General features: G+C 74.3%; 12 protein-coding genes. 9 read left to right on the forward strand and 3 right to left on the reverse strand.

The genetic code is table 11. The features are described from left to right. Window positions 1–4: 4 nt before the first annotated feature. The 3 genes from I4I82_RS20800 (at window position 5) to I4I82_RS20810 (ending at window position 3,802) form a co-directional block, all read left to right on the forward strand. The gene (locus I4I82_RS20800) at window positions 5–589 is read left to right on the forward strand and encodes a DedA family protein (RefSeq protein WP_218589443.1); all 585 of its coding nucleotides are present in this window, start codon (window positions 5–7) and stop codon (window positions 587–589) included. Next, a complete protein-coding gene (locus I4I82_RS20805) occupies window positions 586–2,679 on the forward strand; it encodes a phage holin family protein (protein ID WP_218595949.1) in 2,094 nt (697 codons plus the stop codon). Before I4I82_RS20800 ends, I4I82_RS20805 begins: the two co-directional genes overlap by 4 nt. A gap of 292 nt (window positions 2,680–2,971) precedes the next feature. Next, on the forward strand, window positions 2,972–3,802 hold the full coding sequence (locus I4I82_RS20810) for a nitroreductase/quinone reductase family protein (protein ID WP_218589439.1): 831 nt from the start codon (window positions 2,972–2,974) through the stop codon (window positions 3,800–3,802). A gap of 145 nt (window positions 3,803–3,947) precedes the next feature. On the opposite strand, the gene I4I82_RS20815 is transcribed toward I4I82_RS20810, so the two are convergent. After that, complete coding sequence (locus I4I82_RS20815) at window positions 3,948–5,453, reverse strand: long-chain-fatty-acid--CoA ligase (protein ID WP_218589438.1); 1,506 nt, start codon at window positions 5,451–5,453, stop codon at window positions 3,948–3,950. Window positions 5,454–5,484: 31 nt separating this feature from the next. Further along, window positions 5,485–6,090, reverse strand: coding sequence for a TetR/AcrR family transcriptional regulator (locus tag I4I82_RS20820; RefSeq protein WP_218589437.1), 606 nt, complete (start codon window positions 6,088–6,090; stop codon window positions 5,485–5,487). A 110-nt stretch (window positions 6,091–6,200) separates the two neighbouring features. Between I4I82_RS20820 and I4I82_RS20825 the strand changes: the two genes are divergently transcribed. Beyond that, entirely contained in the window at window positions 6,201–7,370 is a 1,170-nt protein-coding gene (locus tag I4I82_RS20825) for a TerC family protein (RefSeq protein WP_218589436.1), read from the forward strand. Between the two features lie 55 nt (window positions 7,371–7,425). Here the strand turns inward: I4I82_RS20825 and I4I82_RS20830 are convergent, their stop codons facing one another. Continuing rightward, window positions 7,426–9,558: an acyl-CoA dehydrogenase family protein gene (locus I4I82_RS20830; RefSeq protein ID WP_218589435.1), complete on the reverse strand. Its 2,133-nt coding sequence runs from the start codon at window positions 9,556–9,558 to the stop codon at window positions 7,426–7,428. A gap of 139 nt (window positions 9,559–9,697) precedes the next feature. Between I4I82_RS20830 and I4I82_RS20835 the strand changes: the two genes are divergently transcribed. The 5 genes from I4I82_RS20835 (at window position 9,698) to I4I82_RS20855 (ending at window position 15,694) form a co-directional block, all read left to right on the forward strand. Continuing rightward, a complete protein-coding gene (locus I4I82_RS20835) occupies window positions 9,698–12,043 on the forward strand; it encodes an FHA domain-containing protein (RefSeq protein WP_218589434.1) in 2,346 nt (781 codons plus the stop codon). 94 nt (window positions 12,044–12,137) lie between these two features. Next, entirely contained in the window at window positions 12,138–12,836 is a 699-nt protein-coding gene (locus tag I4I82_RS20840; RefSeq protein ID WP_218589433.1) for a DUF998 domain-containing protein, read from the forward strand. A 28-nt stretch (window positions 12,837–12,864) separates the two neighbouring features. Continuing rightward, window positions 12,865–13,236, forward strand: a complete 372-nt coding sequence (locus I4I82_RS20845) for a YciI family protein (protein WP_218589432.1) — start codon at window positions 12,865–12,867, stop codon at window positions 13,234–13,236. Window positions 13,237–13,260: 24 nt separating this feature from the next. Then, window positions 13,261–14,559 carry an RNA polymerase sigma factor gene (locus I4I82_RS20850; protein WP_218589431.1) on the forward strand — a complete coding sequence of 433 codons (1,299 nt, stop codon included), beginning with the start codon at window positions 13,261–13,263 and terminating at the stop codon, window positions 14,557–14,559. Next, window positions 14,549–15,694, forward strand: a complete 1,146-nt coding sequence (locus I4I82_RS20855) for a CaiB/BaiF CoA transferase family protein (protein WP_226370165.1) — start codon at window positions 14,549–14,551, stop codon at window positions 15,692–15,694. The genes I4I82_RS20850 and I4I82_RS20855 overlap by 11 nt, the downstream gene beginning before the upstream one ends. Window positions 15,695–15,740 lie beyond the last annotated feature (46 nt).

Below are 15,740 nucleotides of genomic sequence, written 5' to 3' on the forward strand. Positions count from 1 at the left end.
CGGGATCGACTGGACCGACCCCACGACCTTGGGCTACCCCGTCGTGTTCGGCGGCGTGCTGCTCGGCTCGATCGTGCCGGTCGTCCCGACCGGGGCCGTGGTCGGTGCCGCCGCCGCGATCGCGGTGACGACCGGGCGGCTGTCGCTGGTCCTGGTACTGCTGCTGTCGGTCGCCGGGGCGCTGATCGGCGACCTCGTGACGTTCGCGCTGGCCCGCGCGGGCGGCGCGGCGGCGAGGCGGTGGCTGGCGCGCGGGCAGTCGCAGGACCGCCTCGACACCGTCCGCGGTCGGTTCGCGACGCGCGGCGGCCTGCTCGTCGTCGTCGGGCGGCTGCTGCCCGCGGGCCGCATCCCGGTGCTGCTCGCCGCCGGCGCGCTGGACTACCCGTGGCGGCGCCTGGTTCCCGCGGCGCTGCTGGCCTGCGTGCTGTGGGCCGCCGCGTACGCCGTGCTCGGCGTCGTCAGCGGCGGTCTCTTCGACTCCCCCGTGGTGGCCACGCTCGTGGCCACCGGTCTGGTGTTCGCCGTGGCCGGGCTCAGCGCCCTGGTGTCGCGGCTGCGAGCGGATGCGAGGAAGGCACGCGCATGAGTCCTCCCGAGGGTGCCGGGCGCATGGTGCGCGGCGGCCGGGTGCTGCTGCGGCTGCTCGCCGTCTGGGTGCTGACGACCGGCGCGCTCACCCTGCTCGACGAGCTCCTCGTCGGCTTCGAGATGACGAGCTGGTGGCAGCCGACGGTGCTCGCGCTGGCGCTCGGCGTGCTCAGCGCGGTGGTCTGGCCGCTGATCCTGCGGGTCGCGCTGCCGGTCGCGGTGTTCACCCTCGGCGTCGCGTCCTACCTGGTGATCGGCGCCGCGCTGCTGCTGGTGTCGTTCGCGATCCCGGGCGTCACCATCGTCAACCTGTCGACGGCGATCGGCGTCGCGATCGTGATGTCGGTGGTCGGCGCGCTGGTGTCGGGCCTGCTCGCGATCGACGAGGACGAGGTCTTCTTCCGCCGCGCCGCGCGCCGCCCCGGCGCCACCTCCGACACCGACGACCGCCCCCCGGGCGTGCTGTTCCTGCAGGTCGACGGCCTGGGCCACGACACGCTGCGGCGCGCGCTGCGCAGCGGCGAGATGCCGGTGTTCTCGCGGTGGCTCGCCGAGGGCAGTCACCGCCTCACGCACTGGAACACCGACTGGAGCTCGCAGACCGGCGCCAGCGTCTGCGGGATCCTGCACGGCGACTCGTCGGACATCCTGGGCTTCCGTTGGTACGAGAAGGACGGCGACCACGTCATGGCGTGCTCGAACCCGCTCGACGCCGCGGAGATCGAGCGCCGCGCGTCCGACGGGCGCGGGCTGCTCGCCGTCGACGGGGCCGGGCACGGCAACCTGTTCACCGGCGACGCCCCCTACGTCAGCCTGACGATGAGCGCGGTGCCCGTGCTGAGCGGGCGGGGCAGGCGCGGGCGCCACCACGTCGCCTCCGGGTACGGGTACTTCGCCTACTTCGCGAGCCCGGTCAACGCGCTGCGCACGCTCGGCGGGGCGGTCGCGGAGATCGTCCGGGAGCTGCGGGCGTCGATCACGCAGCGGCAGCGGAAGGTGTTCCCGCGCGTGCACCGCGGGCTGTGGTTCCCGTTCGTGCGCGCCGGCACGAACGTCATCGCCCGCGACGTCGTCGTCTCGGCGGTCATCGAGGACATGTTCGACGGCCGGGCCTGCGTCTACGCCGACTTCCTGGGCTACGACGAGGTCTCGCACTACTCCGGCGTCGAGCGCTGGGACTCCCTCGCCGTGCTGCGCGACATCGACCAGCACATCGGCCGCCTGCACCGGGCGACGCAGCTCGCGCCGCGGCGCTACCTCGTCGTGTGCCTGTCCGACCACGGCCAGACGCAGGGCTGGGCGTTCGCCGACCGCTTCGGCGAGTCGGTCGAGGAGCTCGTCGGACGGCTGTGCGGCGCGCCCGGCACCACCCACGGCGCCACCGGCCGTTCGGAGAAGGGCTGGCAGGCGGGCACCGTGCTGGCGGAGGCGTCGGGGCGCGGGTTCGTCGCCAACCGGCTCCGCGAGCGGGTGGAGCGCGTCCGCGCCGAGGAGCCCGCGCCGCACGTCGCCCAGGACGAGCGCGTGCCGCGCGTCGCGCCGGGCGTCGTCGCCGTGGCGTCCGGGCACATGGCGATGGTGTCGTTCACCGACCACGAGGGGCGGGTGGAGCTGGAGACGATCGAGCGCGAGTTCCCCGACCTGCTGCCCGGGCTCGTCGACCACCCGGGGATCGGGTTCCTGCTCGTGCGCAGCGCGGAGTTCGGGCCCGTCGTGCTCGGCCGCGACGGGCTGCACCGCCTCGCCACCGGCGTCGTCCTCGGCGAGGACCCGCTCGCCGGCTACGGCCCGCACGCCGCCGACCTCGTGCGCCGCGTCGACACGTTCGGCAACTGCGCCGACCTCATGATCAACAGTTGCTACGACCCCGCCACCGAGGATGCCCCGCCGTTCGAGCCGCACGTCGGCAGCCACGGCGGGCTCGGCGGCGCGCAGTCGCGCGGGTTCCTGCTGCACCCGGCGGTGCTGCCGGCGCCCGACCACGAGATCGTCGGCGCGGGCGACCTGCACCGTGTGCTGCGCGGCTGGCTCACCCACCTCGGCCACCCCGTTCCCGACGCCGTCCGGCCGGCGGACGTGACGAGCTGAGTCCTTTTCCGCGTATTGCCGGAAAGGGTGCGCCGCCGATAAGGTCGGCGCCATGACTGCCGGGTCGGCCTCGCGCCGCTCACGAGACGGGCACCCGGCCAGGGCGTGACCGCCCGGCGGGCCCGTGGCCCGCCTGCCCCACAGAACACCTTCCACCTGCGGATCCTCTGCGTCCGCGGGTCACCCGCCGTCGGCCCGCTCCGGCCGTGCTCGCCCTTTTCTCGTCCCTCCACCGCCGCGGCATCCACGTCGCCCCGGCGGCGCTCCGTCATGCCCAGGAAATGGAGAACAATTGCCGAACGCCTTCAACGACCCGATCATCGCGGAGTTCCGCGCGCACCACGGCAGGGTCGGCGGTTGGTTCGCCGACGCCCGCCTGCTGCTGCTCACGACCACGGGCGCCCGCACCGGCGCACCGCACACCGTGCCCCTGGGCTACCTGCCCGACGGCGGCGAGCGGGTGCTCGTCATCGGGTCTGCGGGCGGGGGACCGCGTCATCCCGCGTGGTTCCACAACCTGCGGGCCGACCCGCGTGCCGTCGTCGAGGACGGCGTGTTCACCTACCCGGCCGAGGCCACGATCCTCGAGGGCGACGAGCGCGACGCCGCGTTCGCGCGCGCCGCCGAGGCCGACCCGGGCTGGGCCGCCTACCAGGACGGCACCACGCGCGTGCTGCCCGTCGTCGCCCTGCGCAGCGTCCAGGACGGACCGCCCGACGTCGCCGCCGGCTCGCCCGGCGCGGCCCTGCGGCTCGTGCACGACGCGTTCCGGCGCGAGCTCGCCCTGATCCGTACCGAGATGGCGGACGCCGGCCCCGGGCTCGGCGCGCAGCTCCGGATGAACTGCCTGACGCTGTGCGCGGGCCTGCGCCACCACCACGGCGGCGAGGACGCGGCGATGTTCCCGTTCCTCGACCGCACCCGCCCCGACCTCGCCCCGGTGCTGGAGCGGCTGCGGCGCGAGCACGAGGAGATCGCCGCGCTCACCGCGCGGCTGGCCGCGGTGCTGGCCGAGGGGGGAGCGGGGGTGGCGGTGCAGGTCGACCGGCTCGTCGACGACCTCGAGCGCCACCTCGCCTACGAGGAGGAGCAGCTCATCCCGGTGCTCGACGGCGGGCGCTGACGCCCGCAGGCCGCACACCGCGGGGCTCGCACACAGGCCGCGGGGCCCGCACACAGGTCCGGACCTGTGTGCGGGCCCCGGACCCTGTGTGCGAGCGCCCCGCTCGCGGCGAGCACCCCGCCGTGTGCGAGCGCAGAGCGGGGGGTCAGCTCCCCGTGCCCTCCGGCGCCTCCACCTCGCGGCGCAGGATCTTGCCGGTCGGGCCCTTGGGCAGCTCGTCGACCACCCACACGTGGCGCGGGTACTTGTACGCCGCCACGCGCTCCTTCACGAACGCCTTGAGCTCGTCGGGCTCGGCCGACTCGCCGGACTTGAACGCGACGGCCGCGCCGACCTCCTCGCCGAGGTCGCCGTGCTTGATCCCGATGACGGCGGCCTCGGCGACGGCGGGGTGCTCGTAGAGCGCCTCCTCGATCTCGCGCGGGTAGACGTTGTAGCCACCGCGGATGATGAGGTCCTTCTTGCGGTCGACGATCGTGTAGTAGCCGTCGGCGTCCTTCGTGGCGACGTCGCCGGTGCGGAACCAGCCGTCGGGGATCGACTCCGCCGTGGCCTCCGGGCGGCCCCAGTAGCCCTTCATGACGTTCTCGCCGCGGATGGCGATCTCGCCGGGCTCGCCCTCGGCGACCTCGTTGCCCTCGTCGTCGACGACCTTCATCTCGCAGCCGGGGACCTCGAAGCCGATGGTGCCGGGCTTGCGCTCCTTGCCGGGCTGGTTGAACGAGGCCACCGGCGAGGTCTCGGACAGGCCGTAGCCCTCCAGGATCGTGCAGCCGAACTTGTCCTCGAACGCCTTCATGATCTCCACCGGCATCGCGGAGCCGCCGGAGATGCAGGTGCGCAGCGAGGAGACGTCGGCCGAGTCGGCGTCGTTGTGGTGCAGCATCCCGGCGTACATGGTCGGGACGCCCTCGAACACGGTGACCCGGTCGCGCGCGATGACCTGCAGCGCCTTCCCGGCGTCGAAGCGCGGGATCAGGGTCAGGCACGAGCCGGTGGCGACCGAGGCGTTGAGCCCGCAGGTCAGGCCGAACACGTGGAACAGCGGCAGGCAGCCCATGATCACGTCGTCGGGCGTGATCTGGATCAGCGCGTCGACGGTGGTGCGGCAGTTGGTGTCGAGGTTGTGGTGCGTCAGCTCGGCGCCCTTGGGCTGCCCGGTGGTGCCGGAGGTGTAGAGGATGACGGCGGTGTCGTCGTCGGCCCGCTCGACGGCCTCGGGCGCGGGCGACGCGCCGCCGAGCTGCTCCTCGGTCGGGCCCGTGGCGCCGACGATCACCGAGTCGATGCCGACGGTCTTCGCGGCCTCGGCGACCGCGTCGCCGCCGCCGTCCCAGCCGAACACCAGCGACATGCCGGAGTCCTCGAGGTAGTACTCCACCTCGCGCGCCTTGAGCAGCGGGTTCATCGGCACGACCGTGGCGCCGGCCAGCAGGGCGCCGTAGAACGCGATCGGGTAGGCGGGGACGTTCGGGAACACCAGGCCGACGCGGTCGCCGGGCTCGATCCCGCGGTCCTTCAGCATCCCGGCGACACCGGCAGCGGACGAGAGCAGATCGGAGTAGGTCAGGACGGCGTCGTCCAGGCGCACCGCCGGGCGGTCACCGTGGTCGGCCGCCGTCTGCACCAGGTTGGCTGCGAGGTTCGTCATGGAACGGACCCTAACCCGGGTGCGTGATGGGTCACACGCCAGAGCGTCCCGCGTTGATCACGGGGAGCAGCACCCGGTCGACGAGGGTCTCGACGAACTCCGCGTCGGCCGGTTCGTCGGTGAGCAGCAGGTGCTGCAGCGTCATGCCACGGGTGACGTCGGCGACCAGCATCGCGTCGACGCCGTCGCCGACCTCCCCGCGCTCGCGGGCCCGCGCGAGGATCACCTTCATCAGCCGCGCCTCCTGCGAGCGCAGCAGCTCCAGGGCCAGCGCGCCGAGCTCGCCGCTCGACGCCGCGACCGCGAGCAGCCCGTGCGTGAGGTTGCGGGTCGGCGCGGCGGAGGGGCGGTGCAGGTTGGCGACCAGGTCGCCGCGCAGCGTGCCGGTGTCGGGGAGCTCGGCGGACTCGTGGCCGGCGCGGGTGACGGCGTGCTGCAGCGCCGCCGTCATCAGCTCCTCCTTGCCCGACCAGCGCCGGTACACCGTCTTCGCGCTGGCATGGGCCCGCTTGTGCACCGCGGAGACGGTGAGCCGGTCGTAGCCGACCTCGGCGAGGACCTCCAGGGCGGCGTCGAGGATCGCCGCCTCACGCTCCGGGTCCGGCGGGCGTCCGGGGCCGCGTGTGCCCGAGGTCATAGGGGCGGATCTCCTCTCCGGGGAACACAGGGGCAGGGGCCGTACGTCACACTACAGGGAAACGACACACTGCCCTTTCCTAATGCCGCCACCCGGAACGGATGACGCTCATGGACGTACCCGCCCTCGTCTGGGGCCTGACGATCGTCGGGATCGTCGGTCTCCTCCTCTTCGACTTCGTCTTCCACGTGCGCAAGGCGCACATCCCCACGCTGCGCGAGGCGGCGGTCTGGTCGGCGATCTACGTCGGCATCGCGATCGTCTTCGGCATCGGCGTGTGGTGGTTCGGCGGGGCGACCATGGGCACCGAGTACTTCGCCGGGTACGTCACCGAGAAGGCGCTCTCGGTCGACAACCTGTTCGTCTTCCTCATCATCATGGCGAGCTTCGCCGTGCCCCGGGCGGACCAGCAGAAGGTGCTGCTGTTCGGCATCGTGTTCTCGCTGCTCGCCCGCACCGGCTTCATCTTCCTCGGCGCGGCGCTGATCAACTCGTTCGCCTGGGTGTTCTACATCTTCGGCGCGATCCTCATCGTCACCGCGGTGAACCTGCTCCGCGAGGACGACGACGAGGAGCAGCAGGACAACGTCATGGTGCGGCTGGCCAAGCGGTTCTTCCACACCAGCGAGCACTACGACGGCGACAAGATGTTCACCTACGAGAACGGCAAGCGGATGCTGACGCCGATGCTCCTGGTGATGGTCGCCATCGGCGCCACCGACCTGCTGTTCGCGCTCGACTCCATCCCGGCGATCTTCGGCCTGACCCAGAACACCTACATCGTGTTCACGGCCACCGCGTTCTCGCTGATGGGGCTGCGGCAGCTGTTCTTCCTGATCGACGGCCTGCTCGACCGGCTCGTCTACCTGTCCTACGGGCTCGCGATCATCCTGGGCTTCATCGGCGTCAAGCTGATCCTGCACGCGCTGCACGAGAACAACCTGCCGTTCCTGGGCGGCGGGGAGCCGCTGCCGGTAGTCGAGATCAGCACCGGGCTCTCGCTCGTCGTCATCATCGGCGTGCTGGCCGTGACGGTCGTGGCCTCGCTGTTCAGCGCGTCGGGCAAGGCGAAGAGCGTGTCGTCCGCGGCGCGCAAGCACGCGAAGGAGGCCGTCGACCAGGAGCTGGACGACGACACCCGGGCCCGCAACTACGAGCTGCTCGCGGCCGACGAGCAGCGCATCAAGGACCTGCCCGACGACAAGCACGGCCAGGAGGTCCGCGAGGACGCCGAGCTGCGCGAGCTCATCGAGCGGGCCCACCGGGAGGCTTTGCGCTGACGCACCCGTGAGTGGCGATCGTGGCCAGGGCCACGATCGCCACTCACGAGGGGGTTCAGCTGATCAGCGGGTCGCGGGGCAGGCCGAGCAGGCGCTCCGCGACCTGGTTGCGCGCGATCTCCGACGTGCCGCCCGCGATCGTCAGGCACCGCGCCCACAGGTAGCAGCGCATCACGAGCTCGTTGCCCCCCGCCACGGCCGCGGTGCCGGCCAGGCGCACCGCCAGCGCCGTGACGCGCTGGGCGTGCTCGGAGGAGAACAGCTTGTTGAGGTTGCCCTCCGGACCGGGCTCGGTGCCACCGACCGCCCGCGCGGCCTGGCGCAGCAGGAGCAGCCGCTTCGTCAGGTCCTCGACGACCAGCGCCCCCACCTCCCGCTCCGCGGCGTGCGGGTCGGGCGACGCGTCGGCGAGGGGCAGCAGGTCCCTGGCGCGGAACGGGATCGTGCCCGCACCGCCCCCGCCGATCGACACGCGCTCGTTGCCCAGCGTCGCCCGCGCCACCCGCCAGCCCTGCCCGACCTCACCGACGACGTCGGAGTCGGGCACGAAGACGTCGTCGAGGAAGACCTCGTTGAACAGGGCGTCGCCGGTGAGCTCGCGCAGCGGCCGGACGTCGACGCCCGGCGAGCGCAGGTCGATCGCCATCATCGTGATGCCCGAGTGCTTCGGGCCCGAGGAGTCGGTGCGGACCGTCGCGAAGCCCCAGTCGGACTGGTGCGCACGGGTCGTCCACACCTTCTGGCCGCTCACCCGCCATCCGCCGTCGACGCGGACGCCGCGCGTGGAGATCGCCGCCGCGTCGGAGCCCGCGCCGGGCTCGGAGAACAGCTGGCACCACTCGGTCTCCCCGCGCAGCGCGGGCAGCAGCCAGCGGTCGTGCTGCTCTGGCGTGCCGTGCTGGGAGATCGTCTGGATGTTCCAGGCGGTGATGCCCAGGGACGGCATGTCGACGCCGCGGAACTCCTGCTCGATGACGAGCTGCTCGGTGGCCGACGCGTCGCGGCCCCACGGCGGCGGCCAGTGCGGCACGAGGTAGCCCGACTCCACCATCTTCACGCGGCGCGCGGGCGCGTCGAGACCCTCGATCGAGGCGACGAACTCGCGGGCGGCCGCGCGGTGGGCGTCGGCCTCGGGCGGGAGGTCGAGGTCCGGGGCGCGCGTGACGCCGTCGCGGGTGAGGCGGGCGGCGTCGCGGTCGGCGTCACCGGTCTGCGCGACGACCGCGGCGAGCGTGAGCGCGCGGCGCAGGTAGAGGTGGGCGTCGTGCTCCCAGGTGAAGCCGATGCCGCCGTGCAGCTGGATCATCGTCTCCGCGGCCCGGACGGCGCCGGGCACCGACCGCGCGGCCGCCACCGCGGCGGCGAGCTCCGCGCCGGGCGTGCCGGCCGGGGCGCGCGAGGCGTCCCAGGCGGCGGCGACGGCGAGCTCGGCGTCGAGCAGCAGGTCGGCCGCCTTGTGCTTGACGGCCTGGAACGTGCCGACGGTGCGCCCGAACTGCTTGCGCTCCTGGACGTAGGCGACCGAGGTCTCCAGGCAGGCGGTCGCGATGCCCGCGGCCTCCGCGGCGGCCAGCACGCGGGTGAGCCGGCGCGCCACCGCGGCCCCGCCCGGGATGACGCCGAGCACGGGGGCGGCGTCGAGGGTGACGAGGGCGCCGCGGCGGGTGCGGTCGAGCAGCGCGGCGGGGACGTCCTTCGTGACGGCCTCGACCACGACCACGTCGTCGCCCGCCACCAGCAGGAACAGCTCGGCGAGCCCGCCGCCCAGGACGAATCCGGCGTCGCCGCTCGCGGTGGTGCCGTCGGTGGTGACGCCGGCGCCGAGCCCGACGGCCGCGGTGCGCGACCCGTCGGCCAGCCCCGGCAGCAGCGACGCCCGCAGCTCCGGCGTGCCGGCCTCGGTCAGGACGGCCGACGCGAGGACGGTCGGCAGGAACGGCCCGGGCGCGACGACGCGGCCCAGCTCCTCCAGCACGACCGCCAGCTCCGGCAGCCCGGCGCCCTCGCCGCCGTGCTCCTCGGGCACGGCGAGCCCGAGCCAGCCGAGCCCGGCCAGCTCCTTCCACGACGCGGGCAGCGCCTCGTCGGGCCGGTCGAGCAGGTCGCGCGCGGCCGCGCGCTGCCCGGAGAGGGCGGAGCGGGCCACCTGGGCCAGCGTCCGGTGGTCGTCGGTGATCGCCAGAGCCATGCCTGCACGCTAACCGGCGCGCCGTCCCGGCGGGAGGCGGTCGCGAAGAGACGAGCTCCGGCGCGGCGCGGGCCGACGCGTTGACGGGCCGGGAGATCGCGTTAGGTTACGGCCACCACGGCCGACCAGGGGGACCTCGATGCAGTCGTTGGAGCTGGTCGCCGCGGGGCGGCGGATGCAGGTCCCACCCGGGCGCCCCTTCGTCATCGGGCGCGGGCCCACCGCCGACCTCGACCTCCCCGGCGCGCACGTCTCGCGCACGCACCTCGTCGTCGAACTCACCGACGGCCGCTGGACGATCACCGACCACTCCCGCTACGGCACGTTCGCCGGCGGCAGGCGCGTCACGACGATGGCGGTGACGGGCCCGGTCACGGTGCACCTCGGCACGCCGCCCGACGTCACGGCGCTGGAGCTCCGGCCGGTCGGGGCCCCGCCGCCGCCCGGCCCCCCGTCACGGGACCGGCTGCCCCCGGTGCCCCGGGGCGGGGTGCTGGCCCGCCAGGGTGGCGGCGCCACGATGAGCTACAGCGTCGCGCGGGCCGCGCCGACCGCCCGTATCCGGGTGGGCCGGCTGCCCGACAACGACGTCGTCCTCGACGACCTGCTCGTCTCGCGCCACCACGCCGAGCTGCGGCGCACCGGTCAGGGCTGGCAGATCGCCGACCTCGGCACCGGCAACGGCACGTTCGTCAACGGGGTGCGGGTGCGGACGGCCGCGGTCGGGCCGCGCGACGTCATCGGCATCGGGCACGCCCTCCTGCAGCTGCACGGCGACGAGCTCGTCGCGGCCGTCGACACCGGCGACGTCGCCTTCGAGGTGCGCGACCTCGGCGTCACCACGCCCGAGGGCAAGGCCCTGATGCGCGACGTCGGCTTCGGGCTGGCCGGCAAGAGCCTGCTCGCGGTGGTGGGGCCCAGCGGGGCGGGGAAGTCGACGCTGCTGCGGGCGCTCACCGGCAGCCGGCCCGCCGACATCGGCGAGATCCGCTACGCCGGGCGCGACCTCTACGCCGAGTTCGACGAGCTGCGCCACCGCATCGGCCTGGTCCCGCAGGACGACGTGCTGCACACCCAGCTGACGGTGCGCCGCGCCCTGCGCTACGCCGCCCGGCTGCGCTTCCCGGCCGACGTCAAGCGGGCCGACCGCGAGCGGCGGATCACTGAGGTGCTCGAGGAGCTCGGCCTCACGAAACACGCCGACCAGCGCATCGACACGCTGTCGGGCGGGCAGCGCAAGCGCACGTCGGTGGCGCTGGAGCTGCTCACCAAGCCGACGCTGCTGTTCCTCGACGAGCCGACGTCCGGCCTCGACCCCGGCCTGGACAAGGCCGTCATGCAGACGCTGCGCGGGCTGGCCGACGGCGGGCGCACGGTCGTCGTCGTCACCCACAGCGTGGCCAACCTCGACCAGTGCGACCGCCTGCTCGTGCTCGCCCCCGGCGGTCACGTCGCCTACTTCGGGCCGCCCGGCGAGGCCCTGGCCTACTTCGACCAGCCCGACTACGCCGAGATGTTCCTGCTGCTGAGCCGCGTGCCGGGCGAGGAGATCGGGGCGCGCTTCCGGCAGTCGGCGCAGCACCGCCGCTACGTCGCCGGCGCCACCGGGTACACGCCCCGGATCGCCGACCGCTCGGCCCCCTCGGCGGCCCCGCCGCAGCAGCGCTTCGGCACCCAGCTCGCGGTGCTGTGCCGGCGCTACCTGGCGGTCATCGCCTCGGACAAGCAGTACGCGATCTCGCTGGCCGCGCTCCCGCTGATGCTGAGCCTGCTGGCCCGCCTGGTGCCGGGCGACTCCGGCCTGTCCGTCACGGCCGCCCTCGGCGCCGCCGACGGCCAGCCGCTGCAGCTGCTGCTCGTGCTCGTCGTCGGCGGGGCGCTGGTGGGGCTGGCCGCCTCGATCCGGGAGCTGGTGAAGGAACGCCCGGTGTACGTCCGGGAGCGCGCGATCGGGCTGTCGCTCCCGGCGTACCTGGTGTCGAAGCTGCTGGTTCTGGGCCTGATCACCGGGCTGCAGGCGGTGCTGTTCACGCTGCTCGCGACGCTCGGGCGCGACGGCCCCGACGAGGCGCTCGTCCTGGGGTCGCCGGTGGCGGAGGTGCTGCTCGCCGTCGTCGCCGTCACCGTGGCGTCGATGGTGGCGGGGCTCGCGATCTCCGCGTTCATCGACAACGCCGACCGCGGCATGCCGCTGCTGGTGCTCGTGCTGATGCTGGAGCTCGTCGTCAGCGGCGGGATCTTCCCGGTGCACGGGCGGCCGGTGCTGGAGCAGCTGGCGTGGCTGGTGCCGTCGCGGTGGGCGTTCGCGATGGGCTCCACGACCATCGACATGAACCGGCTGCAGACCGACCCCGACCCGCTCTGGGAGCACAACGCCGGGCAGTGGCTGCTCGCGGTGGCGGCGCTCGTCGTGATCGTGGCGGTGCTCGTGGCGCTCACGGCGGTGCGGCTGCGGCGCCTCGACCCGGTGCGGGCGCGGCGCTGAGAGATCCTCGCGGCCCGGGTGCAAAATCCGGCCGGGCCGTTCGTGGAGTCGGTACACGCCCCCGCGACCGGGGGCAGGACACCGGGAGACCGCCATGACCACCATCCCCACCCGCGCCGGCACCACCTCGGCGCCCGACGAGCTCACCGCCGACCGCGTCACGAAGTCGCTGCTGGGCTACGGCGTCATCGCCGGGCCCGTGTACGTCGTCGCCTCGGTGGCGCAGGGCCTGCTGCGCGAGGGCTTCGACTTCTCCCGCCACGCCTGGAGCCAGCTCGCGCTCGGCGACGGCGGGTGGATCCAGGTGACCACGTTCGTCGTCACCGGTGCGATGGCGGTCCTGGCCGCGCTCGGGCTGCGCCGCGCGCTGCGCACCGGCCCGGCCGCGACGGCGTCACCGGTGTTGCTGGCGCTGTTCGGGCTGAGCCTGGTCGTGGCCGGGATCTTCCCCGTCGACGCCGTGAACGGGTTCCCGGCCGGCCTGCCGCAGGCCACGACGATCAGCGGCACCGCGGCGGTGCACCTGCTCGCCGGCGCGCTCGGGTTCCCGTGCCTCGCCGCGGCGCTGCTCGTCCTCGCCCGGCGGCTCTCCCGCGAGGGGTTCGCGGGGCTCGCCACGGCCTGCCGGGTCGTCGCGCCGCTGTTCCTCGCCGGATTCCTCGCCATGGCGGCGGGGCTGCTCGGATCGGCGGGCGTGCCGGTGTTCGTGGCCGTCGTCGTCGCCGTGTTCGCGCTGCTCACCGTCGTGTTCGTGCACCGCTACCGGACCATGCCGAACACCGACGGCCGCTGACACCCACCCCCCCGAGAGGAACCTCCCGATGCGCTACCTCGTCGTGCTGGAGGCCAGCACCCCCGACACCCCGCCGCCCGCCGAGCTGATGGCCGGCATCCTGGCGCTGGGGGAGGACGCCACCCGCGCCGGCGTGCTGCTGGACACCGCGGGCCTCGCCCCGAGCGCCGCGGGCGCCAAGGTCGCCGTGGGCGGTGACGGGCTCCGCGTCACCGACGGCCCGTTCGCGGAGTCCAAGGAGATGATCAGCTACGCCGTCTACGACACCCGCACGAAGGAGGAGGCGGTGGAGTGGACCAGCCGGTTCATGGCCCTGCACCACGACCTCTGGCCCGGCTGGGAGGGCGAGGCGCGCGTGCTGAAGGTGATGGGGCCCGAGGACTTCGCGCCCCCGGCGTGAGAGCGGGCCCGGCATGATGGCGGGGTGACCGGTGCGTCGGGCGTCGCCGCCGTGGAGGCGGTGTGGCGCATCGAGTCGGCGCGGTTGGTGGCCGGGCTCGCCCGGCTGACCGGGGACGTGGGCACCGCCGAGGAGCTCGCGCAGGACGCGCTCGTCGCGGCGCTGGAGCGCTGGCCCGTCGACGGGGTCCCGCCCAACCCCGGCGGCTGGCTGATGACCACGGCCAAGAACCGGGCGGTCGACGGGTTCCGGCGCGCGGCCGTGCACCGCCGCGCCGTCGAGGTGATCGGCCGGGACGCCACCGACGTCGTCGACGCGCGCGACGCCGTCGACGACGCCCTGGACGACCCCGTCGGCGACGACGTCCTGCGGCTGCTGTTCACCGCCTGCCACCCCGCACTGCACCGCGACCACCGCGTCGCGCTCACGCTGCGCTGCCTCTCGGGCCTGCGCACCGACGAGATCGCGCGGGCGTTCCTGGTGCCCGGGACGGTGGCCGGGCAGCGGGTCTCGCGGGCAAAGAAGGCGTTGCGGGACAAGGGGATCCGGTTCGCGATGCCGGCGCCCGAGGAGCTGGTCGAGCGGCTCGCGAGCGTCCTCGAGGTGATCTACCTGGTGTTCAACGAGGGCTACAGCGCCACCGCGGGCGAGGACTGGATGCGCCCCGAGCTGTGCGCCGAGGCGCTGCGGCTGGCCCGACTCACGGCCTCGCTCGTGCCGGGGCAGGCGGAGGCGCACGGACTCGCCGCGCTGCTGGAGCTCACGCAGGCGCGCGCCGCCGCCCGTCACGACGCCGACGGCCGCCCCGTCCTGCTGCAGCACCAGGACCGGCGCCGGTGGGACGCGCTGCTGGTCCGGCGCGGGCTCGCGGCGCTGGCCCGGGCCGCCGAGGTGGGCGGGATCGGGCCGTACACGCTGCAGGCGGCCGTCGCGGCCTGCCACGCCACCGCGCGCACCGCCGCCGAGACCGACCGCGCGCAGATCGCCGCGCTCTACGACGTGCTGGCCGCCGGGTGGCCCTCGCCCGTCGTCGCGCTCAACCGGGCGATGGCCCACGGCTACGCGTCCGGGCCCGAGGCCGGGCTGGCGCTGTTCGACGAGGTCGTCGCCGTGCAGGAGCACGCCGCGGCGCTGGCCGCCTACCCGCAGCGCCCCGCCGTGCACGGCGAGCTGCTGGCCATGGCCGGGCGGCACGCCGAGGCCGCCGACCGCTTCGTCGAGGCGGCCGCGCTCACCCGCAACGGGCCCGAGCGCGCGCTGTTCGCGGCCCGCGCCGCGGAGGCCGCCGCCGCGCATGCACCAGAATCGGGTCGTGATCGCTGACGACCGCCCGACCGGACCGCTCGCGGGGGTGGTCGTCGCCGACTTCGCCCGCATCCTGGCCGGCCCCTACGCCACCATGCTGCTCGCCGACCTCGGCGCCACCGTGATCAAGGTGGAGGGCCCGCCGACGGGCGACGACACCCGCACGTGGACGCCCCCGGTCTCCGCCGACGGCACCGCCACCTACTACCTGTCGACCAACCGCAACAAGCGCTCGATCGTCCTGGACCTGCGCGACGCCGACGACCTCGCCGTCGCCCGCCGCCTGGCCGACCGCGCCGACGTCCTCGTCGAGAACTTCAAGCCCGGCGGGCTCGCGCAGTTCGGGCTCGACCACGCGACGGTCTCGGCCACCAACCCCGGCCTCGTCTACTGCTCGATCTCGGGCTTCGGCCCCGACTCCGGCCTGCCCGGCTACGACCTGCTCGCGCAGGCGGTGTCGGGGCTGATGAGCGTCACGGGCGAGGCCGACGGGCCGCCGCTGCGGGCGGGCGTCGCGGTGCTCGACGTCGTCACCGGGCTGCACGCGACCGTCGCGATCCTGGCTGCGCTGCACCACCGCGACGCCACCGGCCAGGGCCAGCACGTGCAGACCAACCTGCTGTCCGCCGGACTCTCGGCGCTGGTCAACCAGACGTCGGCGGTGCTCGCGGGCGGGGTCGTCCCGCAGCGGCTGGGCAACGCCCACCTGAGCCTGTTCCCCTACGAGCCGCTGCCCACCGGCGACGGCGACCTCATCGTCATCGCGGCCAACGACGGCCAGTTCCGCAAGCTCGCGACCGCCATCGGGGCGCCGGAGCTGCTCGACGACCCGCGCTTCGGGTCGATGGCCGACCGCAACGCCCACCGCGACGAGCTCCGCCCCCTGCTGCTCGAGCGCCTGGCCACCCGGTCGGCGCAGGAGTGGTTCGACGTCCTCGCCCCGGTCGGCGTGCCGTGCGGCCCGATCCAGGGCGTCGACGAGGGGCTCGCGCTGGCCGAGCGGCTCGGGCTCGACCCGGTGGTGCGGCCCGGCGGGATGCCGAGCGTCCGCAACCCCGTGACCTACTCCGCCACCCCGCCCGCCTACCACCGCCCGCCGCCGGGCCTGGGTGCTGACGAGGCCGAGATCCGGGCCTGGCTCGCCGAGGACTGACCGGCCCGCGACACACGCGCAAGGAGACCCCGACTCGCGGGGGGAA

The organism is Pseudonocardia oceani (assembly GCF_019263585.2).
GTDB lineage: Bacteria > Actinomycetota > Actinomycetes > Mycobacteriales > Pseudonocardiaceae > Pseudonocardia > Pseudonocardia oceani.

What these genes read in the sequence shown, in the direction of transcription:
- I4I82_RS20805 (WP_218595949.1), top strand. Translation starts at nt 586, where the DNA reads ATGAGTCCTCCCGAGGGTGCCGGGCGCATGGTGCGCGGCGGCCGGGTG.
- I4I82_RS20815 (WP_218589438.1), bottom strand. Translation starts at nt 5,453, where the DNA reads ATGACGAACCTCGCAGCCAACCTGGTGCAGACGGCGGCCGACCACGGT.
- I4I82_RS20820 (WP_218589437.1), bottom strand. Translation starts at nt 6,090, where the DNA reads ATGACCTCGGGCACACGCGGCCCCGGACGCCCGCCGGACCCGGAGCGT.
- I4I82_RS20825 (WP_218589436.1), top strand. Translation starts at nt 6,201, where the DNA reads ATGGACGTACCCGCCCTCGTCTGGGGCCTGACGATCGTCGGGATCGTC.
- I4I82_RS20830 (WP_218589435.1), bottom strand. Translation starts at nt 9,558, where the DNA reads ATGGCTCTGGCGATCACCGACGACCACCGGACGCTGGCCCAGGTGGCC.
- I4I82_RS20835 (WP_218589434.1), top strand. Translation starts at nt 9,698, where the DNA reads ATGCAGTCGTTGGAGCTGGTCGCCGCGGGGCGGCGGATGCAGGTCCCA.
- I4I82_RS20840 (WP_218589433.1), top strand. Translation starts at nt 12,138, where the DNA reads ATGACCACCATCCCCACCCGCGCCGGCACCACCTCGGCGCCCGACGAG.
- I4I82_RS20845 (WP_218589432.1), top strand. Translation starts at nt 12,865, where the DNA reads ATGCGCTACCTCGTCGTGCTGGAGGCCAGCACCCCCGACACCCCGCCG.